The 24,994-nt window shown below is 40.6% G+C and carries 20 protein-coding genes; 8 read left to right on the forward strand and 12 right to left on the reverse strand.

The genetic code is table 11. The annotated features are described in order from the left end of the window. Nucleotides 1-23: 23 nt before the first annotated feature. From Q4567_RS08375 to Q4567_RS08385, 3 genes are all read right to left on the reverse strand, one after another. A complete protein-coding gene (locus Q4567_RS08375) occupies nt 24-2,177 on the reverse strand; it encodes a TonB-dependent receptor (RefSeq protein ID WP_303500068.1) in 2,154 nt (717 codons plus the stop codon). Nucleotides 2,178-2,551: 374 nt separating this feature from the next. Further along, on the reverse strand, nt 2,552-3,529 hold the full coding sequence (locus tag Q4567_RS08380; RefSeq protein WP_303500069.1) for a 2Fe-2S iron-sulfur cluster-binding protein: 978 nt from the start codon (nt 3,527-3,529) through the stop codon (nt 2,552-2,554). 37 nt (nt 3,530-3,566) lie between these two features. Beyond that, the gene (locus Q4567_RS08385; RefSeq protein ID WP_216049310.1) at nt 3,567-4,514 is read right to left on the reverse strand and encodes a hydroxymethylglutaryl-CoA lyase; all 948 of its coding nucleotides are present in this window, start codon (nt 4,512-4,514) and stop codon (nt 3,567-3,569) included. Nucleotides 4,515-4,917: 403 nt separating this feature from the next. Here Q4567_RS08385 and Q4567_RS08390 point away from each other — a divergent pair, with 403 nt between their 5' ends. The 5 genes from Q4567_RS08390 (at nt 4,918) to Q4567_RS08410 (ending at nt 12,371) form a co-directional block, all read left to right on the forward strand. Continuing rightward, nucleotides 4,918-6,498, forward strand: coding sequence for an FAD-binding oxidoreductase (locus Q4567_RS08390; protein ID WP_216049311.1), 1,581 nt, complete (start codon nt 4,918-4,920; stop codon nt 6,496-6,498). Between the two features lie 58 nt (nt 6,499-6,556). After that, on the forward strand, nt 6,557-7,375 hold the full coding sequence (locus tag Q4567_RS08395) for an aldo/keto reductase (protein ID WP_252729300.1): 819 nt from the start codon (nt 6,557-6,559) through the stop codon (nt 7,373-7,375). Between the two features lie 45 nt (nt 7,376-7,420). Continuing rightward, complete coding sequence (locus Q4567_RS08400; RefSeq protein ID WP_216049312.1) at nt 7,421-8,641, forward strand: MFS transporter; 1,221 nt, start codon at nt 7,421-7,423, stop codon at nt 8,639-8,641. Nucleotides 8,642-9,055: 414 nt separating this feature from the next. Beyond that, nucleotides 9,056-11,524: a TonB-dependent receptor gene (locus tag Q4567_RS08405; protein ID WP_303500070.1), complete on the forward strand. Its 2,469-nt coding sequence runs from the start codon at nt 9,056-9,058 to the stop codon at nt 11,522-11,524. 79 nt (nt 11,525-11,603) lie between these two features. After that, nucleotides 11,604-12,371 carry a hypothetical protein gene (locus Q4567_RS08410; protein WP_303500071.1) on the forward strand — a complete coding sequence of 256 codons (768 nt, stop codon included), beginning with the start codon at nt 11,604-11,606 and terminating at the stop codon, nt 12,369-12,371. A 146-nt stretch (nt 12,372-12,517) separates the two neighbouring features. Here Q4567_RS08410 and Q4567_RS08415 read toward each other — a convergent pair whose 3' ends face one another. Beyond that, complete coding sequence (locus tag Q4567_RS08415) at nt 12,518-13,198, reverse strand: hypothetical protein (RefSeq protein ID WP_303500072.1); 681 nt, start codon at nt 13,196-13,198, stop codon at nt 12,518-12,520. Nucleotides 13,199-13,453: 255 nt separating this feature from the next. On the opposite strand from Q4567_RS08415, the gene Q4567_RS08420 reads away from it, so the two are divergent. Continuing rightward, on the forward strand, nt 13,454-14,449 hold the full coding sequence (locus tag Q4567_RS08420) for an NADP-dependent oxidoreductase (protein WP_216049316.1): 996 nt from the start codon (nt 13,454-13,456) through the stop codon (nt 14,447-14,449). A gap of 12 nt (nt 14,450-14,461) precedes the next feature. After that, nucleotides 14,462-15,271: an alpha/beta fold hydrolase gene (locus Q4567_RS08425; protein ID WP_216049317.1), complete on the forward strand. Its 810-nt coding sequence runs from the start codon at nt 14,462-14,464 to the stop codon at nt 15,269-15,271. Between the two features lie 178 nt (nt 15,272-15,449). On the opposite strand, the gene Q4567_RS08430 is transcribed toward Q4567_RS08425, so the two are convergent. Together Q4567_RS08430 and Q4567_RS08435 are read right to left on the reverse strand one after the other, a co-directional pair. Continuing rightward, nucleotides 15,450-16,343 carry a DUF4437 domain-containing protein gene (locus tag Q4567_RS08430; protein ID WP_216049318.1) on the reverse strand — a complete coding sequence of 298 codons (894 nt, stop codon included), beginning with the start codon at nt 16,341-16,343 and terminating at the stop codon, nt 15,450-15,452. Nucleotides 16,344-16,457: 114 nt separating this feature from the next. After that, nucleotides 16,458-17,486, reverse strand: coding sequence for an NADP-dependent oxidoreductase (locus Q4567_RS08435; RefSeq protein ID WP_216049319.1), 1,029 nt, complete (start codon nt 17,484-17,486; stop codon nt 16,458-16,460). Between the two features lie 549 nt (nt 17,487-18,035). Here Q4567_RS08435 and Q4567_RS08440 point away from each other — a divergent pair. Further along, complete coding sequence (locus Q4567_RS08440; protein ID WP_252729301.1) at nt 18,036-18,839, forward strand: GntR family transcriptional regulator; 804 nt, start codon at nt 18,036-18,038, stop codon at nt 18,837-18,839. A gap of 115 nt (nt 18,840-18,954) precedes the next feature. Here Q4567_RS08440 and Q4567_RS08445 read toward each other — a convergent pair whose 3' ends face one another. The 6 genes from Q4567_RS08445 to Q4567_RS08470 all read right to left on the reverse strand — a co-directional run bounded on the left by Q4567_RS08445 (nt 18,955) and on the right by Q4567_RS08470 (nt 24,701). Beyond that, nucleotides 18,955-19,992, reverse strand: coding sequence for a DUF1838 family protein (locus tag Q4567_RS08445; protein WP_216049320.1), 1,038 nt, complete (start codon nt 19,990-19,992; stop codon nt 18,955-18,957). 207 nt (nt 19,993-20,199) lie between these two features. Continuing rightward, nucleotides 20,200-20,550, reverse strand: coding sequence for a hypothetical protein (locus Q4567_RS08450; protein WP_216049321.1), 351 nt, complete (start codon nt 20,548-20,550; stop codon nt 20,200-20,202). A 47-nt stretch (nt 20,551-20,597) separates the two neighbouring features. Then, nucleotides 20,598-21,818 (reverse strand): class I SAM-dependent methyltransferase, encoded by a 1,221-nt coding sequence (locus Q4567_RS08455; RefSeq protein ID WP_303500075.1) that lies wholly within the window; start codon nt 21,816-21,818, stop codon nt 20,598-20,600. 177 nt (nt 21,819-21,995) lie between these two features. Next, nucleotides 21,996-22,307 (reverse strand): cytochrome c, encoded by a 312-nt coding sequence (locus Q4567_RS08460; protein WP_303500077.1) that lies wholly within the window; start codon nt 22,305-22,307, stop codon nt 21,996-21,998. A 58-nt stretch (nt 22,308-22,365) separates the two neighbouring features. Then, complete coding sequence (locus Q4567_RS08465) at nt 22,366-23,790, reverse strand: NAD(P)/FAD-dependent oxidoreductase (protein WP_216049324.1); 1,425 nt, start codon at nt 23,788-23,790, stop codon at nt 22,366-22,368. Nucleotides 23,791-23,993: 203 nt separating this feature from the next. Continuing rightward, nucleotides 23,994-24,701, reverse strand: a complete 708-nt coding sequence (locus tag Q4567_RS08470) for a Crp/Fnr family transcriptional regulator (protein ID WP_216049325.1) — start codon at nt 24,699-24,701, stop codon at nt 23,994-23,996. Between the last annotated feature and the right edge of the window lie 293 nt (nt 24,702-24,994).

Raw genomic sequence — 24,994 nt, forward strand, 5'->3', positions numbered from 1 at the left:
CCTAACCTTTCCAGATGATTTTTCTATAATTCGTACGATACACTCAATCGCCACGTCATCGGGTCGGCCATAAAACGAGGTTGAATCAAACTAAAGCCAAAGCCGGTAAACGCGTATTTTTCATTACCAAGGTTTTTACCCGATAAAGTGAATTTCCAGCGTTCATAGGCGTAAGCCGCGTAAGCATCGATTAATGTTACTGGCTCTATATGACCAATCTCTGAGTTATCTGCTGTTGAATAATAATCATCACGATGATTAACATTCGTGCCTAACATTAAGGTTCCGTCACCAATGTCTTGTGTATAGTCCAATCCTGCTGCATATTGAAACTCAAACACATTGGTCATTTTGTTGCCGACCAAGCCACCGTTTGACGAAACGCCATTAACACTGACAGCGGTATATTCGCTATCTTGGGAAACACCGTTAGCCCATAAATTCAAATTAGAGGTTAAACGAACATTAAGTTCGACCTCGATACCCTTATGTTCGGCATCGTAATTTTCAGTAATAAATGAACCAAATTCGTCTACAGATTGTTGTTGTAAACTAGAATATTCATTGAAAAATCCGGCGACATTGATACGTAAACGGTTGTTCCACCATTCACTTTTCAAACCCGCTTCATAAGCATCCATCACTTGCATCTCAAAGGGCGTATTAAGACCTTCTGGTGTAGACGCCAAACTATTGTATCCGCCAGCTTTGAAGCCTTCGGTGTAACTTGTGTAAAGCAACAAGTCGTCGTTGGCTTGATAGTTTAAGGCCACTTTAGGCGTGAATTTTTTGAAGGTATCCTCACGGTTTACCGGACTTGTTTCTAGGGTAGCGTCAAGGGATTTTTCATCTCGGGTATAACGGGCACCAACAATCAAACCAAGTTTGTCTGTTAAGTTGACACTAGCCTGACCGAATACCGCATAACTTTTTGTATCTATGTCAAAATCGCCATAGGAAGGGGCGAAGAAAACCGTTGAATTGACAATTTGTTCGCCTGATTCGTTAAAATAATACAAACCGGCAATATAACTTACTCGGTTTTCCCAAGCCTCGCCCTGCAATTGTAACTCTTGGCTAAAACTGTTTTGATCACTGACGGAATCCCGTGAAAATAATTCCACGTAACCATCACCTTCTATGCCTAACAACGCATTTGCCACACCGCCACTGAACCCAGTAGACCAATCATTCTGCAACTTTGACCATGAGGTAACCGATAACAGCTTCATGGAATCACTGATTTGTTTGGTTAGATGGACACTGGTACCATATTGTTTATCTTCAGTTGAGGATTCAAAAGGCGATAAAACCGTATCGAATTCGCCAGAGGTAAAGGGTATTTGGTCGTATTCATTATCAACTTGAAAAGGGTCAAGGGAGGATGCATATAGGCCGTCACTTTCATAATTGGTATAAAAGTACTTCCACCTTGCGGTGTACGTTTCACCTTCATAAAATAAGTCGCCCTGGAAACCTGCGTAGTCTTCTTCACCAACCTCTTTATCTAATGTTGCATTATACTGGCGGCCACCATCGCGCTTGCGCAGCATGCCTGTAATACCACCGCGCAGCTTTTCGTCATCACTTAGCGGGCCACTGATACTAAATTTGTCATATATTTCGTTCCAGCTACCAATCCCTACTTCGTTTTTAAAGCGGAATAAATCATCTGGTACCCGGGAAATAATTTTCAGGGCACCTGACGAGCTGTTACGTCCGTAAAGTGTTCCTTGCGGCCCACGAAGTACTTCAATGCGTTCTAGTTCTAGGGATTCAATGAAAGACGCCGCAGATCGAGGTTGATAAACATCATCAATGTAGATACCCACTTCTGGCTCAGAAGTAATAAGTGCACCATCGGTCACCCCTCCACCACGAATAAAAGGCGTAATCCCGGCGCTACCACCAGTAACCCCCTTAATCATGACATTGGGCATAACCTGACTTAGATCTTTTGTATTATCAATTTGTAGTCGTTCAATATCTTCGGGACCCAGTGCGGAAATGGAAACAGGAGAGCTTTGGATACTTTCCTCTTTCCGCTGTGCCGTCACCGTAATCTTTTCTAGGCTTAAATCAGAGGTTTGACTGTCTTGCCCAAAAGCGACACCTGAGGAAGCTAAAACGCCCCCCAAGGCCATTTTAATCATGAGGCTTATGTTCGCTTTTTTCATAGTGCTTTCTCCGAAGTTACATTATTATTAGTAAGATTTTATGTGTATATCTTCTGCTATTTTCTAAACTAAACTTCACCCTTACTCAGACAAGAAGGGGTAAACTCGTATGACTCTGCACTGCAAACACAAGTGCTTGATGTATATAGGATTACAGCTAAACCAATTCAGATATAATCGCGCCAAGATGGATTTAATCTACCGTTAACTCACTCACTTCACTATGACAATTGTCAATATTTGCGCACTAATATTCGGATTTCTGCAACTGCTGAAATAAGCGCTTTTTACTGAATCGGGCAAGTCTGGAAGTCTGTGAACATTTTCGGTTAGGACAAAAGTACGGCCGAAGTAAACCGACATTGATCGCAAACTTATTCACAGGTTGCCTGTGAAAAAAAACGTCTAGGATTAAGAGCATGCTGGCTTAATACTTTTTGTGCATGCTCTAACTTAAAAGCAGGACCAGTGGCATACACATCAGCATTGTGCATTTGGGGTTGCATACCCAACATAACATCTTGCGCTTCACCCAATTGACCAGACCAAGCGGGACAAGCTGAAGACAACGTGCGAATAAATCGAATATCACTATCCATTTGCGCTACATCAAAATAGAAATCTTCTGGCTGTTGACCTTGCCAAATCACGGTAATACTTGCAGCTTGCTTGTCTTTTGCTAAATTTGCATGGGCTTCTAGCATGGCTTTAATAGCAGCAATACCAGCCCCAAACGCTAGAAAGAACAGATCTCGATGGGCAGTGTCACGCAAGAAGTGGGTACCTTTAGGTCCTTCAAGTTTAAGAAGGTCTTTGACTTTGGCTTGATGAAACCAATATTGATGCATAGGATCTAGTTCATTGTGCGCAATATGTAGTTCTATTTTTTGCTGCTCTACACTCGCTTTACTCAACCAATAGCTGCTTGATAGTCCCTCTGATGTAAATACATCCACGTATTGCCCAGCTAGATACATAAATTTAACTATCAATGGTAGCTGTAAAGTTACCATTAACATTGTCGGGCTCAACAACTCAATTGCATCAATCGCACAGGGAATCGAACAAACTTTAGGAATGATTACTTGAGTAAGATTACCGGCATCAATTTCAATATCAGTCAACGCGGTATGGCAACATGAGAGTATCCAATTGTCATCTCTGTCTTGCTGTAAAAGTTGCTCTGCACGATACGCAGAAGTTTCGCCGGAAAGTAATTGCACCTTACAAAAACCACAGCGACCAGAACGGCAACTGTGATTAATCGGATAGCCAGCATTGATACTGGCATCAAGAATTGTTTCGCCACTATTTTGCTGGAAACTAGTTCCATTTATTGTACTAATTTTCATAGTTGCAACTTCATGCAGAAACACATTGTGAAATCAATTAATATTGTGCTGTGGCCATCTGAAACCCCTTCGGCAATCCAGCTTCAGGTGTAAAGCCATACAAATCAACTTCAACAGGTAAACTGTCACGCAGAATTTTTCGAGCTAACAATAAACGCTGATAGTTGATTCCTGTTTTTAACCCCATACCCTCAAGTAGAAAAACCAAGTCTTCAGTGATTATGTTACCTGAAGCACCGGGAGCAAATGGGCATCCGCCGATTCCTGCCATTGAAGAATCTATGGTTTTTAAGCCGACCTCGAGGGCGGTCATCACATTAGCGAGTCCCTGACCACGAGTATTGTGCAAATGAATACCTGTAAGTCTGTCTTTGCCCACTAGCTCCCAAATCCCGAGAGTTAATCGCTTCACTTGATTTGGGGTACCGAAGCCTGTGGTATCCGATAAGCCCACTTCGTCACAACCAGCTTCAATTAATTTCTCAGCCATCTCGAAAACTTTAGACTCAGGTACATTTCCTTCTAAAGTGCAACCAAAGGCAGTAGATAATCCACCTTCCAATATCGGTTTTTGCGGATTATCTGATTGATTAATCAATTCTCGAATTTTTGCAACTTCTTGAATTACTTGAGCGTGTGTCCGGCGTACATTTTTTAAACTATGGGTTTCAGACACCGACAAAGGAATAGTTATTTTATGTGCACCGGCTTTTATTGCATCTTGAGCTCCCCGATAGTTCGGGACCAACACAGCCACATTTAAGCCCGGAATTGTGCGCGCATGAGCGACTATTTCAGCGGTATCAGCTAACTGAGGAAGAATACTCGCTGGTACGAATGAACCGACTTCAATTTCAGGAATGCCAGCCGCGGCTAACGCACTAACCCAGCGTTTTTTATCATTAGTAGACATAATTGGTTTGATACTTTGCAAACCATCTCGTGGGCCTACTTCACTAATTTCCACATCTATATCTGGATTCATAACATAACACCGACAAAATAAAGATATAAATATATATCATTCGGTCTTTTTCTTCAAATAAATTAGTCTTGGTTCATTTTAAGCCATTAACAAAGCATAATTTGTGCACCTCAACGAAATCCTAAGGATATGATTTAGATAAATTTATTTAAGTTTAATATGATTATGTTGGAAGAATCAGTTAGCTTGTTGAACTATGCCTGCAGATGGACACCTAACTTTTCGATTCTAGCTTTATCGCTGGTTTAATCTCTTGAACACATTGCTTTATTGTTATATTAATAGTACTTTACTAATTAGATTTAGCATGCGACCAATAGATTTATAGTGTCAGGTTGAAACTGAATATCACTAACAAACACGCATACTAGCTCAGTTGAATAGACTTTTTTGGAGACGAAGAGTGAATAGCAGAAGTGATATATCACAGGTTTTAGAAAGCTTAGTAAAATTTGTTGGTCAAGAACACGTTTTAACCGATTCCTATTCTTGTAGTCTCTATGCGCAAGATGTTTTTACTAAAGAAAAACCTGCTATTGCCGTTGTTCAGCCAGGCTCTACTAGCGAATTAGCTGACGTTGTTAAAACAGCTACAGCACACAAATATATCACTATCCCCCGCGGTGGAGGTATGTCGTACACCAGTGGATATGTGCCGCAACAAGACAATTCTATCATTATTGATATGAGTAGAATGTCTAAAGTGCTAGAAATAAATGAACAGGATATGTACGTCACAGTTGAGTGTGGATGTACATGGAAAGCGCTTTATGAAGCATTGAAAGGTACCGGTTTGCGTACTCCATGCTGGGGAACATTGTCAGGAATTTATGCTACAGTAGGTGGCGGGTTATCACAAAATGGTATGTTTTGGGGATCCGGTCACTTTGGAGCTATAGGTGACTCTGTTATCAGTATCGAAGTCGTACTTGCTGACGGTTCAATAGTAGAAACCGGATCAGCAGCTCAAGTCAATGGCACTCCTTTTTTCCGCCATTTTGGACCAGATTTAACTGGTTTATTTGTTGGCGATACTGGCTCGTTAGGATTTAAAACACGGGCAACATTTCGCTTAATGCCCGAATTAACTGCCAGAGAATACATTTCGATGGACTTTAAGAGTTCGGATGATGCATTAACTACGATGAGTGAAATTTCTCGTCGTGGTTTAGCCATGGAATGTTTCGGATTCGATCCGTTTTTGCAAGCGCAGCGCAAACAACGGGAGAGTTTAGCCTCTGATGCTAAAGCACTGGTTGGTTTTATGAAATCAGCAGGGTCTATTGGCCAAGCCATCAAACAAGGATCTAAGATAGCGTTTGCTGGCAGAGGTTTTATGGATGATGTTGATTTTTCAATACATGCATTTGTAGAAGAGCGTTCACCACAAGCGGCAAAACAATGTCTTGATGATATCCGCGCCATTGTGAAAAAAAATAACGGTAAAGAGATTGAAAATACGATTCCCAAAATCCTCCGAGCGAACCCTTTTGGTCCAGTAAATAATATGGTCGGCCCAAATGGTGAGCGTTGGGTACCCGTTCATGGTCAATTCCCTCACTCAAAAGTCATCCCTGCGTTTAATGCTGCTGAAGCCATTTTTACTAGTCACAAAGCTGAAATGGAACGATTGAATATTGGTGTTGGTTATTTATTTGCGGTTATTTCTACCAATGCATTCGTCATTGAGCCGGTATTTTTTTGGCAAGACTGTCTCAACGAATTGCACGAAAAAAGCGTAGAGTCGGCCCATTATAATAAATTGAAAAAGTTTGACGAAAACATCGAAGCCCGTGACGCCGTTACCAAGATAAAAAAAGAAATAGCGGCAAAATTCAGTGAGATGGGTGGTGTGCATTTCCAAATAGGAAAGAGTTATGCCTATAAAGAAGGTCTGAAACCAACAGCTTTACAACTCATTGAACGTATCAAAAGGCTAGTTGATCCCGAGCGACTTGTTAATCCAGGCTCTTTAGGATTATAACTTCCCTTTTATTAGGCTAAATGCAGTGCGCAAGCATCCGCGAAAGGAACAGAATACAATGACAAATAGCGTTAAAATGTTAGATGGAAATGCAATCCCCAAATTGGGTTTGGGTGTATGGCAGGCCAGTAACGAACAGGTTGTAAGCGCCATTCACGCTGCTTTCGATGCGGGTTATCGCTTAATTGACACAGCTTCTGTTTATGAAAATGAAAGTGGTGTTGGCACTGCCATCAAGTCGAGTAATTTAGCCAGAGAAGACATTTTTGTTACCAGCAAGTTATGGAACAAAGATCAGGGTAATGTCCAAAAAGCCCTTGAGAAAAGTTTAACGCTTCTAGAACTAGATTATTTAGATTGTTATCTGATCCATTGGCCCGCACCTTCTTTAGGTCAATATACCAATGCATGGAAAGAGTTAATTAAAGCGCAACACAGCGGTTTGATAAAATCCATTGGGGTGAGCAACTTTTTACCTGAACATATCGACACTCTCATCCAGCAAACCGGCATCACACCAGTAATAAACCAAATCGAAAAACATCCCCTATTTAGCCAACAATCCTTATCTAAATGGTGCACTGAACGGGATATATTGGTCCAAGCATGGAGTCCTTTAGCACAAGGTGGTGAAGGTATTTTTGAGCGTCCAGAAGTGATGGCCATCGCAGCAGCGCATCAAAAGTCTCCAGCACAGGTAGTATTGCGTTGGCACATACAGAAAAACACCTTAGTCATACCTAAGTCTGTTACTCCATCTCGTATTGCTGAAAATATTGATGTTTTCGATTTCGTTTTGACTCCGGATGAACTCAAAACAATAGATGCGTTAGATAAAAACCAGCGACTCGGACCAGATCCACTCGACTTCGTTTAAGCAGAACCTAATACCTAAAACACAATGACTAACATTGGAAATAATATGAATAAACATTATCCATGGCTAATCGCCTCTATTGCATGTATCGCGTTACTTGTTAGTAACGGTATGGGCATTTCCGGTTTATCTGTTTTTGATGAATCCCTAATAAAAGAATTCGGATGGAGCCGAGGAGAACTAAAGTTCAGAGATATGGTGACCTTTGCCACTAGTGCTTTATTAGCTCCCTTCGGTGGCATGATAATCGACAAGATAGGTGCTAAACGTGCGTTACTTATGGGTTGGGTATTATTAGCCACAGCTTATTTTTCATATAGCCAAATAGATTCATTGCAAGGATTGTATGTCGTCCACGCATTACTAGGCTTAGTATTGATTCTATGTGGTCTTAATCCTGCGGTTATTTTAGTTTCCAATTGGTTTACCTCAAAACGTGGCGCGGCCATTGGTATTACCTTAGTTGGCACTAGTTTAGGAGGTGTTTTATTCCCTCAATACGGTTTATATATGAACGAATTGTTCGGATGGCGAGAAACCATGCAATGGGCCGTCGCATTTCCTTTAACTATGTTGATTGTAGTCGCAGTTTTAGTAAAAGATCGCCCTTCACAGATGAAGCAGAAAGCCAACCAAACAGCGGAGCAAAGCAAACCTCAACCATTAACAGGTATGAGCTATATAGACGCTCTTCGCACCCGCACTTTTTGGGCACTTACTTTAGTTGCCATGACCACCTTTTATACGGTCTTAGGTGTTCAAGCTCATCTATTCCTATATATGCGTGATTTGGGGTTTGAAACTAGCACTGCCGCAAACGCAATTAGTTTATTTTTTATGTGCGCGTTGATTGGTAAATTTGTTTTTGGCTTTGTCGCTGACCACATACATTTCAAAAAGGTTTTCATTGGTAATATTGCGATAATGTTGACCGGGTCGTTATTATTAGCATTGATGAATAAAGCTGTTTTGTGGGAAGCAATCGTATTGTTCGGCCTAGGCTGGGGCGGCGTGTACACGACCATTCAATTGTCTGCAGTTAATTGTTTTGGATTAAAATCAGCAGGTAAAATACTAGGGACAATTACCGTATTAGATTGCTTAGGCGGCGGATTAGGTATTTGGCTTACCGGGGTATTTTATGGAATGAACTCAAGCTACGATTTAGCTTTTTGGGTATTCTTTGGACTTATTTTGATAGCCATTCCGTGTATTACCCAAGTAAAAGAAACTGCCTACACTAAATTAAGTAAAACGGCTGCTTAGCCAACGATATTGAGCTAAGGCCTTAACGTATTTTGTTAGGGTCTTGGCGCCCTCCCCCTTCTCTGATTGATTACATCTTTTTCATCCCACTTGGTTTCTCTTAATACAATTTTGCTACTTTTAAACTAGCACCTTCCTGCAAACATCTTGGAAAATGCTAATAATATTAAGTATTTACCGCAGTCCAACAGGTTTAGATAAATTAAAACACAAAAATCACTTGGTTTTTGACATTTGTTAAGGCGGCGAAAATTTAAGCTGCTTATGCTGGTAGCACATAAGCACAAAGGTTGCGAGTGTCGGTTAACTTTTAAATGTTACAGGTTATTTAAAAAACACAAAAATCACAAAAGAACGTTTCATTTTTCGTAAAAGTTAATCGCTGCCTAGATAAACACTAAAAAAGGAATGGTTATGATCAACTCTAAATTACGCAAATACGTGTATATTGCGGGAACCGCATTCGCGTTATCTCCAATTGCTACAACGCTGGTACACGCTCAAGATGCTGGCGCAGAAACTGAGGTTAACAGTAATTCACTGGAAAGAATTACGGTTAGTGCGCGTAAAACAGATGAATCCATTATAGAAGTACCTCTTTCAATCCAAGCATTTACTAGTGCAGATTTAAAAGAGAAAGGAATTGCAGACTTAGAGACCTTAGCTAATTTTGCCCCTAATTTGGATTTCCAAAACGTGGGTAACTCCCAACCAGGTAGATATAATCCAGGTATTCGCTTTAGAGGAATGGATATCGCTATTACCACACCGACCACACAAACAGGTGGTTTCTTGGTAGACGGTGTTGCCATGCTCGGCGGTGCAAGTTCAGTTTCATTTAGTGATATCGCACAGGTAGAGGTAATCCGTGGGCCACAACCAGTCTATTTTGGCCGTGGTACTTTTGGTGGTGCAATTAATTACACTACAGTCACCCCAACTAGTGATTTTAATGGTGGCGTTTCGGTTAACTACAGTCCTACATTTGGTAGCCAAGAGCTAGAAGGTTATGTGGAAGGTGAAGTTATTGAAAATTTAAATGCTCGCCTAACTGCATTTTCTCGTAAACAAGGGGCCCCTTTTACAGCCAATGATGGCGGTGAACTTGGAGAAGAAAAAACCACAGGTGTTTCGTTAATAGTGTCATTTACACCAACTGATGACTTAAGTATAAAAACACGCTTTGCCTATTCCGAAGATGATGATGGCGCGACAAGTGGTACATTTGTGCCTTTCTCTATTTATAACAATATTTCAGCTGGTGATGGAATTACTATTCCAACCAACAACGGCATTCAGGATGTTACCTTTACCCAGCCTTGGCTTACTGGTTCCCTACCAACAATAGATGTGAGCAACAACGCAACGTTTTACGACCTTGTAGTTGCAGGGCAACCAATGTTTGACCAAATACTTGCCGACGGCACTTACAATACCTTAGATTTACTAAACCAACGCCCCGACTCAGGCGATACTCCAAGCCTTAATAAAATTGGCCTAGCTGCTGAGTTAGTGGTCTTTTCATTAGATGCTGAATATCTAATCTCAGATGACTATACCTTGTCAATATTAGCTGGCTACAATAAAAGAGATACCACGCAAATTCGTGATAGCGACCAAACAGACAGTGAAGCTTGGATAACGGCAACTTGGTTAGAATTAGAGTCTTGGTCAACCGAAGCGCGTTTCACATTCGATAATGCAGGCAAGTTGCGTTGGATGGTAGGTGTAAGTAAATCAGAAATTGACCAAATGGGCGACGTTGACGGCGGTTGGAATGTATTTAACGGTTTGTTTGGTGGTCTAGAATTTGGTTATGGTTCAAGCTCACTTGATGCTACCAACATTGCTTCTACGGGCGTTTTTGGTGCCATTGAATATGATTTTACTGACGAATTTACAGCAGTATTTGAAGGTCGCTATCAAGAAGACACCTCAATTACCCGTGGTGGTGTAAGCGAAGCAACGTTAACTGATGCAGTTGAACAAGACTACGACGCTTTTTTACCTCGAGTGAGCCTTCAATACAAACCAAATGCTGATACCAATGTATTCCTTACTTATTCAGAAGCGCTATTGCCTGGTTCGTATAATGCGCAACTTGACTCTATAGACCAAGACGACGCGGCAGCATTCCTAGCAGAAAACCCGAATGTACAAAAGACCACAGGTGAAGAAAGTTTAGCCAGTTATGAGCTAGGCTTAAAACAGGCTGTATTAGATGGCAGCGTGTGGTACTCATTAGTCGCATTTTATCAAGAATGGGAAGGAATGAAGTCTTCTGGTTTATATACATTTTTTGGTGCAAGTACGGGAACCCCTTATTTCTTAAACCCAACAATGGAAGGTTCAAGTACACAGCAAGGTATCGAAGCTGAAGGTCGTTGGCAGGTTAGCCAAAACCTAAATGTTCAATTTGCTTATGGTTATACAGAATCTGAATACGATAGTTACTACAGTAACTCGTTCCGTAGTGTATTAGGCTTGCCATACGGTACTTTCCTCGAAACTGCTGGCAACACGCTCCCTCGTTCACCAAAACACAGTGGTGCAATAGGTGTTAGCTGGAAAGATACGTTAAATAGCGAGTGGGATTATTCTGCACGTGCAGATTTAACCTACAGAGGTAAAACCTATACTGACGAGCTCAATTTGACCACAATTGATTCATACTCACTATTGAGTCTCTCTTTGGGATTCCAACATGAAAGTGGTATCGATGTAGAACTGTACTGTAAAAACTGCACAGACGAGGATGGTTGGGCAACTGGACGTCGAAACACTGACTTCAGTGCTATCCCTAACTTCTTCACTTCACAAGGTGCGGTAGTTGACCCTATCATGCCAAGAGAAGTTGGCGTTAAAGTCGCTTACGCATTTTAATTTGTAATTGGTTATTCGAGGGCGCCTAATCTAGGCGCCTTTTTTTATTGCATCACTTAACACACTCATTGGCTTAATTATGTTACTAACTCTGCCCCCAACTATGCGCTTATTGCATAAAACGACTAAATCTTTAGCCCCCATACTAGTTTGTAAAATATTGGCTGGCACTATGTTGCTTGGTACGGCAATCACTAGCTATGCAGAAGATTTAAAATCTGTGCCATTTTGGACTGTCCAACAGGGCCATTGGCTTAGTGAAAATACCTACATGGATGGTAAATTTAATACTAAGATAAAACACTACGGCACTATCTTCTCTATTGATGTGAATGCAACAGAGGCCAGTATAACGGAAAGGAAATTCTACCCACCTGGTTATTTTCCAGGTAGCGCCGTTGGGCTCGAAATACCCGAATCAATGGGTGTACAACTGGTGCAAATTAGCAAAGCCCATTCTGTCAATAATCTGCAAGCACCTGGCAGTGTGGTCTTCTCCCCTCTCAATGCCTATAGAGCTGGAACAGAAGACAAAATACAACCGGTTACGCAAAATAGTGCTCTTTTTACCTCAACCAATAAATCAACTAAGCAACTCGCTTACCAAATGCTAATCTCTTTACCCAATCCCAATACGCGTATTGTGGTTAATTTAGGACTTAATCCAGAAGATAAAATATATGAACTCGGGCCATTGCGGGGCGTTTCTGTATTTTCGGCAGTTCGAATTCAACACGCTGAGATAGAAAAACAACAAAAGTTATTACGCCAGCGCTACAACACCGGTGTTGTGGTGACAACCGATGAGCAAGGAAAATATAAAGCAACATGGTTAGAAACCCAGTAAGTAGCTGTATACCTCCTAGCTTGTAAATGGCAATAAAGCATCAACCAGCACTTACTATTGGCGCACCTTAGTGGATGAATAGCAGGCATTAAAAAAGGCTTTAACATAAAATGTTAAAGCCTTCTGACTATCTGAAGTGACATACCTTAGAAAGGTTTAGTCGCTCCCAAGAAGCCTACACCAGCAATAATGATCCAATATAGATATGCTAAATAGCGAGAGATTCGAATCGAGTCCTCAAGTTCAGCTTCTAAAGCGTCATCTTGTTTTTCAGCTAGTTGTCTGAAAATAGTTGTCCATTGGCGCATAACAAATCTTAGGTACAAACCAATACATAGCAAAACAGAAAACAATAAAATCTTTACTGAGAACCATCGCATTCCTTCTACCGCAATAAAAGGACCGTTTCCTGATAGAGAAGAAATAGCACAGATAGCGATTACAGGAATAAATATATAACGTAGCTTTTCGTCTATTTTTGTCAGCATCACACCACGATCCGTTTCGCGGAAGAAAAAAGCCGTCCAACAAAGTGCCAACCAAAGCGAAAAAACAGACCAAACTGCTACCAGTGCCCAACCACCATAGGGCTGTATTCCCCAGATATTTCCCATGTGGAAACCAAGGGGAAATAATAATAAAATGCCTGTTCTAGCGAGTATATCTATGCGATATGCGGTTTCTAAATGTCGTTTCCTTTCGTCCATAGATAACTTTCTATTAACGACGTTAAACGAGATTTGGAATACCCCCCACTCACCACCTAACCAGTAAACCATTGCAATAATATGTGCCCATTTTAGAACGGAAAGTTCTACGATACCCATTTGTTAACTCCTCTTTTAAGCTGAGTTTACAATACAGTGAGAATTTGTACCGTCCTTAACAAAAATCAAAATTGCTAAAGAAAACCCAAAAACAGCTATAAATACATTTCAAATTCGAGGGCCATCAATGATTATCGATGACAGATGTCTTATATGACAATTATCAAAGTACCTTGCAGCTAAACAAACTAAACTAATATCAAATTACATTGTCAGTCGAAGTTGACTGCATATTTGCTGATAAGAAGAGAAAACATGATCAATACAATCGTTCAATTAAGTGAAACGCCTGTAGGCGTGCCAAAACCATCTGATTTTAAATTAGCGACAGCTGAAGTAGCTAATTTGCAAAACGATGAGGTGCTGTGCCAGATTATGTATTTGTCGTTAGACCCTTATATGCGCAGTCAAATATCAGGATTACATATTTCCGGTTCGGTATTGCCAGGAACAATGATGAACGGTGAAACAGTAGCACGTGTCATCGATAGCAAATCTAATGAGTTTAAAAAGGGTGATATCGTACGAGGTTTTGGAGGCTGGCAGCAATACGCAGTTTTACCGGCTAAAGCGCTCACTAAATTGCCTGCAGATGCCTCGTCTTATTCTGCTTATTTATCTGCTTTAGGTTCTACAGGTTTAACAGCTTACGCTGCTTTAATTCTTAAAGGTGCCCCCAAACAAGGTGACACAGTAGTTATTCCGGCAGCAACTGGTGGAGTAGGTTCTACAGCCGCTCAGCTTGCCAAAATATACGGATGCAAAGTTATCGGCATCGCCGGCGGCGAAGAAAAATGCCGCTTGGCCGTTGAAAAACTGGGCTACGATGCTTGTATTGACCGCAAAAATGAAAATGTCGCAGAGAAATTGAAAGAGTACTGCCCTGACGGTGTAGATATTTATTTAGATTTAGTGGGTGGTGAAACATTAAATATCGTTTCAACCCAATTGGCCATAGGCGCTCGGGTTATTCTGTGTGGCATCATGTCTGAAGTGAATAAAACCGAGCGTTCTGGTGGCCCTATGCCAGCAATGTGGATAAAAAGCCGGGCTACTGTATATGGCTTTGTGGTTTATGATTTTGAAGGACAACGAGCCGAGTTCATCAAAGAATGTCAATCATACATCGACGATAAACGATTAGTGTTGTTTGAAGAGATTACTACAGGCATTGAAAATGCGCCCGACGCTTTCTGTCGACTAATGAACGGTAAAAATATCGGTAAAGTTATAGTCAAAGTTTCAGAATAGAAGGGGTAGGTCATGACAGCAGTGAAAAGACACTATATTGATTTACCCAACGGCCAAATTCACTTTGTTGTGGCTGGTCAAGGACAGCCTGTTTTCTTATTGCATCAATCGCCAATGAGCAGCGCTGAGTGGGATGACATCATCCCACTACTTGCCAAGGACTTTATGATAATTGCACCAGATATGCCTGGACACGGTCAATCTTATGATCCAGATTATCCGATGCAAATAGAGGATTTTACCGATGTAACCGTACAGTTTATCGAAAAACTCGGATTTGAGTCGGTAATGTTAGTTGGCAATCATTCAGGTGCTGCCCTTGCCACCTCAATTGCCACTCGATATCCAAATAAGGTGTCTAAGTTAATCATTTCCTGCGAAATGCTGGCATCTAAGGAACAAATTCACGCGTTTATCGAAGCATTGAAAAAGAAGCCTTTGAGCCGAGAAATTCCTATGGATTCAGAAGGACAGTTCATTGCCGACGCTTGGAAACGCTATCAAATGCTCGCACCTACAAGTTCATTAGAAACCCGTTATAAGCCCTTTATAATTGGCCAGGCTGGACGATTGCGCCCCTACGATATACATCATTGTGTCTTAGAGTGGATGGAAAAAGAAGATTGGATGAGCCGCATTGAATGCCCTACGTTGGTATTCGGGGCAGAAAACGATTTATTTTACTCTGAACAAGAGCTTGAAAAAGCCTTAGAGCGCATTAAACAGTGTGAAATAACCACCATTAGTAATGCGGGAGCCCTTAGCACTTTTGAAAATCCGCAACAAATGGGTAAAAAGTTTCGGGCTTTTCTGAACCACTAATTATCCCTCAACTATCGACAGGGCTATAAATAGCCCTACTGACTATTCCGGCCCACCTTTGTGGGCATAACTAATTCAGCGTCACAAACAAAAAACCTCAGAGGTATTGATGAAAATACAACTGAGGTTTTATCCAACGCTGATAATAATTAATATCAGCTTGTTAGGCGATTACCAATTAAGAGTAATACGGGTCTTTCATTGGACCTAGAGACTTAGAACGTACTGGCTGCAATGGCGCAGGATCTTGCGTTCCAGGATAATCTGGCCCCCAGTTTACAGGGTCACCGTGCATTTCCATTTTCGCATTATCAGTATACCAATCAACCAAACGACCATCACAACGTAGTAACCAAGTAGCGCCTTCAGGACCCGCTTTAAAGTCACCATGACGAATCAACGGAGGACGGAAGAAGTAAACACCTGGCCACTGTTCACCGAAGTTGAATTCAAATGTTCCCTGAAGAGTATAGGCTTCTTCATATACTGGGTGATGAGCCAATGGATGCTCAACCCAATCTGGCTTAGCTTTAATTAAACGGGTATAAAAGTCGGTTTTTTCATCACGGAACAATAATTTAATGAACAAACCTGGTACCGGTGTACCACCAGCAGAGAAATCCATAGGGCTACCAATTTCAACAGGAACCCAATCCATCAAATTACTGTGCTTAACAACTAGTTTTTGGTCTTCGCGAACGCCTTCTTTATCTGCACTGGCTTCTTCAAATTCCCAAGTACCAAATTCGCGGAAGTACAAAATTTCTGTACCTGGTTTAACTTCAATTGCCGGACACAATACACCAGGAGGAGTACACCAGTAGCCACCTTCGATAAGAACTTCATCACCAATTTTCACTTCACCACCGAGGACATACCATTCGGTTTGTGCCACATGAACACCAGCGGGACGAGCCCAGTAGGTGTCGAACAAAATCTTGGCTGATACTGAACCATCTTCTTCGTCATAAGAAAGGTTGCGTTGTCTAGCTTCGCCTTCGGTAGCACCTTTTAATTCTGAAGGATGCCAAATCAAGTCCTTTTCGTCGATCATTTCTACATGAGGTCTCATGATTTCTCCAATTAGTTATAGTTAAAATTATAGTTTTAAAGGGCTACAATTACTTCAGTCCTTTAGTAATTTTGTTCCACTAATTCATTACAATATTAGCGAAACAACGTAAATTTAGAAGTCAACGATTTTGATGCCACAGCTTCTACCATCAAACATCGATTGCAGAGCATCAGGGGCAGATTCCAACCCTTTAAAAACATCTTCTGTTGGTTTGAGTTGACCAGATTTGTACCAGTCAATGAGTTCCTTTTCGGCCGCAGGGAATTGATTAAAGTAGTCCCATACAAAAAAGCCTTCCATCCGCGCTCTTTTGTAAATCACGTTGTAATAATAACGAGGACCTGGCAATGGCGGCTCTTGATATTCGGTAGAAATCATTCCACAAATTACGGCTCGACCTTTTAGCGCAATATTTTTTAGTGCAAGGTCGAGAATATCGCCACCGACATTATCAAAATAAACATCTATGCCTGTTGGACAATATTGTTTAAATTTAGCGTCAATATCGTCATTTTTATAATCTATCGTTTCGTCAACACCAACAAACTCTTTTAGCCATTGGCACTTATCTTTGCCGCCAGCGATACCAACAACTTTGCAGCCTTTAATTTTAGCAATTTGGCAAACGATTGAACCAACACCACCAGCTGCAGAAGAAACTACAACCGTCTCCCCTTTTTGAGGTTTACCAATATCTAGCAAACCAAAATAGGCAGAAAATGCGGATGAGCCTAAGATACCTAAATGAAGATACTGGGGTTGTTGTGGGTTATCGACTTTTTGTAAGGTTTTAACTAACAATTCACCGATATCGCCGCTTTGAACCGAATAGTCTTGCCACCCTGTAGAGCAAGCTACAACATCACCGACTTTATAGTCTTTGTTTTTAGACACTAATATTTCGCCGACACCACGTCCTCGCATGACATCGCCTATCTCGATTGGCTCATGAAAGCGGCTCTCTTCACCCATTAGATAAGCTCGTTGCGCCGGAGAAAAACCCAATGCAGAGGTTTTCACCAAAAATTCACCTTCACCCGGCTCTGGAATCGGTGTTTCTTTGATCTCAAATAGTTCAGAAGTGACTGCTTCACCCTGACGAATATTTCGACTCAAACAAAGTTGCCTATTTAATGTCATTGGTTCGTCCTCAATTGCTTTACAAAGAACCGTTATTTGTATTCAAAGTTTAATAAAGCGAATTCGCTTCAATGAAATAACCGTTCGATTAATCTGTTGACTGTTGATATGGTCTGTTTGCAAAAATGCAGGCTAACTGAATATGCTCTCGCAAATTCAATGTGTCGAAACGTCGAATTATCGTCACTCTTGAGTATTGACCGATAATTTAGGGTAAATCTTTAACGCAGGTCTATCGTAAAAATGTTTTCTGTGAAAGCCCGTATTCATACAGTAATTGGATAATAGCGTTCAGTCGATGGGTATTAAAATGATAATTGTCAATAAACGAAGAATTAAATCTAATTTTTCGACAAATTGTAATAAAAAACAATAAAGAAATACTAAACGAATATAAGCATTTTTTGCTAAAGCATTAATTTTAAAGAGATTAACGATCAGATGATTGTTTAATATGCAACGACCAAATGAAAAGGTATAATGACTTACGTATAATTCTTTTGTGAGTTAAACACCGTTTAAAATACACGACAGCTTAAGGAAAGAAATTTGTCTAAGTTAACTATTATTAAAACACTTAAACAGTATAGCCAACACATTGGCTTAGAATGGAATGGACCTACTCCCCTGTATCACAAGTTGTACAGTTTATTGAAAGACCAAATCGTCGATGGCACCATCAGTTACGGGGCTCAATTACCCACAGAGCAAGAGCTGGGTGAAGCTTTTAAATTGTCTAGAATAACTGTAAAGCGCGCCATGGATGAGTTAGCTGCAGAAAAATTAGTGGAACGTCGTCGTGGACGTGGCACTTCGGTTACCTATAAATATAAACCTAAACCAGCCAAATCTCCGTTAGTGGGGTTACTCGAAAATATCGAAACCATGGGTCGACATACGCTATCTCGAACCATCGAAATTTCACAAACTGTACCACCAGCTGATATTCGTGAAGCGCTTGATTTAAAAGATGGTGAAACAGCCTGTCGCTTGCTTCGTGTTAGGTTAACAGAAGACGAAAAAGTACCTTATGCATACTACATAAGCTGGACTTTGACGCCAGCGAGTACCTTTAATGCAGAGGCATTAAACAATCACACACGGATCGAATTACTCAGACAAATCGGTATCGATATTTCACGTATTGATCAGATAATTAGTGCTGAGGTGGCTAGTCCCGAAGTTGCTAGGGAGCTCAATATTCGTGAAGGAAGTCCATTGTTAGTACTTGAGCGTCGTTCTTATGATAGCAATGACAAACTCGTCGACATTCTGTATTGCCGATATAACCCGTCTATTTTCCAATATCAAATGACGATGGATTTAGATGGCTATAAAGAAAATGCACAATAGTTCTACATTAGGAATGGTTGTTGCTGACAGCCATTTGAACAAGGTATCGTTAACCACGATATAGTTGTGAAGAGTAGCGCCAAGCTAATCGAAATTAACTTGGCGCTTTTTTACTTTAAGATTTTTTAACAGGTGCTGGGGTTTGTTCGTTAGCGTAATGCTCTAAACTAGACCAGCTAGGCTCTACCCATTTGGTTGGAGCTGAAAAGTACTTAGGATAGTGTTTTTTCGCATAGGCCAAGACCTTTGGAGAAACCATATCCATGTTGTCATAACAGCCCATGATACAATTATAATAAGCATGACCTTCTGCCTGACCCATCAACATCCACGGTAACCATGGGGTAATTCGGTTCCAACTACCAGAAAACAGTAAACTGGTTACTTTAGGATCTGCTAAGTCTTCTTTATCAAATACATATGTGAACATCTCAGAAACGCGATTCATTTCACCTGATGATTCACGTGGCCATTTGTCTGGTTGTAGTGCATTTTTATAAAACAAATGCGTACTATTTTGCAGCATGACTTTATCATCGCCTACTTCAGTCCAAGGTAAAATCATTGGAATGTCAGGCATCTCAACTTTTTTATTCAAACCGCCGTATGAAGGTGGTTTTGGATAGAAGGGGCCAATTTTAAAGTTGAACGGGTCATTGGCGATATGCACCACTTTAACCGTTTCATCAGTATATGGATTTTCCCACTCTTCTAAGACTTCACCAGTTTTTAAATCGGTATAAAAACCAACTTCACGGAGTAATTTTTCATATACGCCAGTTCCAGTGTCTTTCAGTCTTGCAAAAGAGAAACCTTCAAAACCACATAGTTCGCGATTTTTTTCACCTTTTCTAACACCAATAACCGTACCGCGATACCAACCAAACTTCTCTTTACCGAAGTCCATATCACCCATGATTCGCGCCAAGGCGTCACGGTTCCAATAGTTGTCGCTATATTTAAGGGTATCACTATCTTTGGGCAATTTAGCTTTTACACTCGGATCTATAGTAATGGCTTGAGCTCTGCCAACGGCCAAACCAAGACCAGCAGTTGCTACACCAGCGCCAATAAGATTCTTTGCTGTTTTGCTTAAAAATTCTCGACGAGAATTACTCTCTTCGATTTCATTGTCTTTCTTATCACTTTGCATATTTATCTCCGCATTTAATAATTAAGTCGCTTCTGCCAACAAACTTCATAATCTAGAGTGAAGTTCTGATCACGCTTTCAAGCATTGATCTGGTTATTTGTTACTTAAGTGCCTTGCTTCACACAATACTGACCTGCCCTCGCCGTAAGGTTTAATCGCCTCAGCGGCAGAACAGATTGGATATTTACTCACCTAAATGATTTTGAGTTAATCAATCTTGCCACTAGCGATATCATCAATAACTTGATCAAATCGACTTTTACTATCTCTGGCTTTTAGTTCAGCAGATTCTTGATTCATAACACTGAAAAGATTACCTAGGAACACCTGACGCCTAGCTTCACGCTGTTCAAGTGTGGCTTGATCTGGCGTGTATTTCTCAACATCATCAGCACTAATCTGGTTCTTTTCTATGGCTAGCTTTTCCAAGGTATCAAGACGATCTCTTGTAGCTGAAAGTTCTTGTGCAAGAACCATCACCATATGCATTAAATAGTCAGATTCTGGAGCTGCGTAAAAATTTGGGCGTTTGCCTTTAATAATTTTATTTTGATTCATGTTTTCACCTTTTAGACTTTATTATTGGGTCGTGTGTAGAGTTAACGTTAGACAGCTTTTTGCGCTATCAACACTTCCCAACCACCACCAGGTGCATACTCTCCAGCCGTAAACTCTCGATCCGCCAGCTCCTGCGCTTTTTCTTCAGAATAGGACTCACTTTGCGCCATTAATTCCATAATAGCCATTGGTGCTGTATCAAACTTAATGTCTTCTCGCTTAAATCCAGCTTCAACTGCTGTAGCAATTTGATCGGTATTTCGCATAGCCGTCCAAAACGGCTCGTTGTTGTACCAAGTTTCGTTATCTAAGATAAGTTGAGTGTAAACGTCCATATCATCAAATGGCGGTAAATCAGCGTGGATCATAATTCCACCAGGCTTAAGCAAACGCATACATTCTTTGAATATCTTAGGCATGGCATTTTTGGAAGTTTCATGCAGTAAAATGTGAGAGACAATCAAGTCAAAACTCTCATCTGGATAATCGGTTTTTTCAGCATTAGCAAGCTTAAAATGAACCGGCAATCCTAACCCTTCAGCACGGTAATGGCCGTAGGTGACACAGGCTTCAGATACATCAATAGCGTGTACTTCAGCCTCTGGAAATAATTCAGCAAAAGGTAATGTTGAGTGACCAATTGTGCAGCCCATATCCAAAATACTTGTGGGGTTAAAGTCTGGATAATTACGCTTTATATAGTTACAAACCGACCTTCCCATGTCGTCATTGTTTGGGCCCATATAACCTAGGGCGTAAATATAAACGCCTCTGTCATACAGTGCGCCACTATATAACTTGCTTACATCTTTAGGTCCACAATATCCCCCAGGCATACAATGAATATCCAATTCAGAAATATATTTAGGAACAACGAAACCTTCATCAATTTTTAACGAACCGCCCGCTTTGGGTAAATTTTTCGCTTTCTCTTCTAAGTCATCCATTCTCTGTTCAATGCCATCAATTACTGAAAACCACTGTAATTCTTGACTGGAGCGATTCACGCTTAAATAGGTTTTAAAAATGGGGTCATCGGAGAAAGCTTGTCTTGCTTCTTTGAAATCTTGAGGATCACGCTTATGGGTTTTGTTAAACTTTGCGATAGCGCGAGTTTGATAGGTATTTTGTACCAAAGGTAATATGTCTTGCTGGATATACCCCTTTAAACTTTTCACAAACTCTTGACGAGCACGATCGTCGGCATCACCAACAACCAGCATTGGATGTTCATTCTGTTGAAATGTATTCAGTAAATTCGATGACATAATTTTTCTTCCACATGTCTAATGTTTAAATATATTGGTATCAAAGCAAATGCCGTGATTGAAAATTTATTGTAAATTGACCCAACTTTAAGATGACGCACACTTGTTCCAATCGAGTTAGACAAATAAAAGTCTGTTAAGCATCAAATGACCAAACTGATAAAATCAAGTAATAAACTAAAGTGATGCAAAGTACGCTGCTAGATCCGTTATTTCTTTGTCATTTAACGGCTTTGCTAACAAGTTCATCATCGGATCTTTACGTTCACCACTACGAAAAAGTTTTAGTTGATTTTCTATATATGGACCGTGCTGACCTGCTAAATTCGGCCAAATAGGGCCATAACTAATACCAGCACTGCCATGACAACCAACACACCCATCTTTAATTGCGAGCTTTTTTCCAGCTTCGACATCACCAGCTAAGGCGTCTAAAGAGGGGACTAACGCAATCAATAACACTAGGATGACTTTAAATTTTATCTGCATATCAAACTCCAACATTTACTCATTCGGTATTCATTATTTTCTAAAAATCGAAATTGGTTTATACCAAACGAGATAAAATCTCCTGCGTGACGCGCTCACTTGATTCAAGCGCACCTTCCATACCTGATGACCACTGAGCAGTATGCTCGCCTGCAAAGTGGAGGTTGCCAGCCGGTTTAGCCATAGATTCGCTATAACGACTAACCTGACCAGGATGCCAAACGGCAAAAGAACCTTTTGACATAGGCTGTTGCTGCCAAGAATTCACTTTAACGAACCGCACTGATCCTTTTGCCTCAGGTAATGCTCTGTAAAATTCTTTTTGGATTAATGCGCTGGCTTCGGAAATCGACATTTTGTCTAAGGCCTCAACGGATTGACCATTTATCCAAACCGTAAGGTTGGTGATACGCCCCACCTGACTAGGGTCGGTTGCCATAACACGCTCAATGACAGTGTCAGCCCATACATTTGGTAATATGCCTGAGCCTTCCCAGAACGGTTTTTCAACTTCGAAATAGGCTTGATACACCTGACTGTAAACAAGCTTATTAATTGCTTCATTTTGCAGGGCTGGTAGACCAGGAATAGATACGTCTCGCAATGTAGAAAACGGTAAAGAGCTAATCACATAACTTGCTTGATGTTGGGAGCCATCGGCACAAGTCACATGCATTTTATTGCCTTTTTGAACAATCGATGTAACCACTTTATTCTTTAAAACTGGAGCTTTAATTGCTTTCGCCATAGCTTCAGGTAAACGCTGATTGCCATTTGCAACCATTCTCACACCACCGGGAGTTTGCATTGATTGATACAGTAATCTGTTAGTCCGATGTTGAAATAGTAATGAAGTATCTTCTAAGGTACGGCCGTAGTTATTAGTGCGTCCGATAATATCAATGGCTTCGGGAGAAAAACCTTTTTCAGCTAATAGGTTAGCCACCGGAACATCCAATCCAAAATTAGCTTTTTTGAGCCAATCATCAGGAGAACTTAAAGGCGGTCTTCCCAATACAGTTAACAACGCTCTATCTGGCGGTAATGAACGGTACTTTTCGGGAAAAGGATTATATTTTGAGGTTGGCCAATCAGTTGGCAAGACTCTTTGACCTTTGACAAAGAAAGTTTGTCTTATAGGCTCGTTGCCTAACATAAAGTCGACTTGATTTAATGGAACGCCTAGACGCAAAGCCGTGTATAAAGTACGTCCATAATTAGAACCAATTGTTTGACCACCAGCCTCTGGTTTGCCCGGCACATCATCTAAGGTGAATAAGCGACCACCAATTCTATCCCGGCCTTCTAAAACAGTAACGGATAGTCCCGCTTGCTCTAACAAATGGGCAGAATTCAAACCTGATAAACCTGCTCCAATGATTATAACATCGGTTTTTCCATTTCCCCATGAAAGCGGCGGAAACATCGCGGCTCCAGCCAATGTGGCAGTGGATTGGAGAAATCGTCTTCGGTTCAACTTCATATCAAATATCCTATATATGATTGGAGCGTGCTAATTGGTTTTTCAACATAGTTAGATTGAGCCTATCCCAGGGTTTTGCGACTAGCATTGATATTTGTCAATACAAAAAGAAAAAGATTAAATCGAATTAGACAGGAGTTTTTGATGATTTTAAAAGAGCGCTGGGCGTGTCCTTGCCCAAAATGACAGTCACATTTAATGAACTAGCATTCAGCCAATTCGCTTAACGCAGGTAAATTCAAAATTTGTAGGTGATTTAGTTTGGGGAAAGCGACCAAACCGTCGGATTTTAACTTAGCCAAACAACGACTCACCGTTTCTATGGTTAACCCCAAATAGTCAGCCATATCTTGACGGGACATATACAATTCAATGCGATCAACACGGGCACCGGGTAATCGTTCTAATAATTGCATGAACAAGAAACATAATCGTTCTAGCGCTTTTTTCTGACCTAAAACATAAAGTTGTTCCATCACTCTAGAAAATATGGCCGATTTAATCTGTTCCATATTTTGCTTAAGGTGACCGCCTTCTTCACTAAGGCTATTTAGTTTTTTGCGACTGAATTTGTATAGTTCAACTTTGGTTAAGCAGCGAACCGCACAATCATAATTTATTGAATGGGTTAATCCAATGAAATCACCGGGAAATAAAAAACCAATGATTTGTCGTCTGCCATTACTGAAGATTCGCTCAATCGCTACAGTTCCGGAGATCACGTTATAAACAAAATCAGCAGGCGTATCTTGGCGAAATAAATACTCACCTTCATCGCACTTGGATTGTTCAGCATAGGAATCCAAACGGTCCAATTCATTAGGTGTCATGCCATGAAATAACAGGCAATCGTTAAGCACTGTATTGGTATAAGTAGGACGTATATGTTTAGGTATAAATATTGTTGACATATCATTATTCCTTTTTAACAAGATAATTACATGAATTTTGATTACTAGCAAGTACTTAGCTGCATTTTTGATCAGCAACTTTTAAAGCAAACAGCATACCAAAATCCTGATTTTTGATATTTATCAATATTTTTCAAAGACTTATTTGGCAGTTTTAGTTCAGATAATGAACAAATGATATATCATTAGTATTAAATTTAGTTTATTTGGTACATAATGATGCATAGCGTTTACCTATTTTGGTAACTTATTCTGAGTACGTATTATTAACAAGCGGATTAAGCTCAGGAGGG

The organism is Aliiglaciecola sp. 2_MG-2023 (genome assembly GCF_030548145.1).
In the GTDB taxonomy this organism is placed as follows: domain Bacteria; phylum Pseudomonadota; class Gammaproteobacteria; order Enterobacterales; family Alteromonadaceae; genus Aliiglaciecola; species Aliiglaciecola lipolytica_A.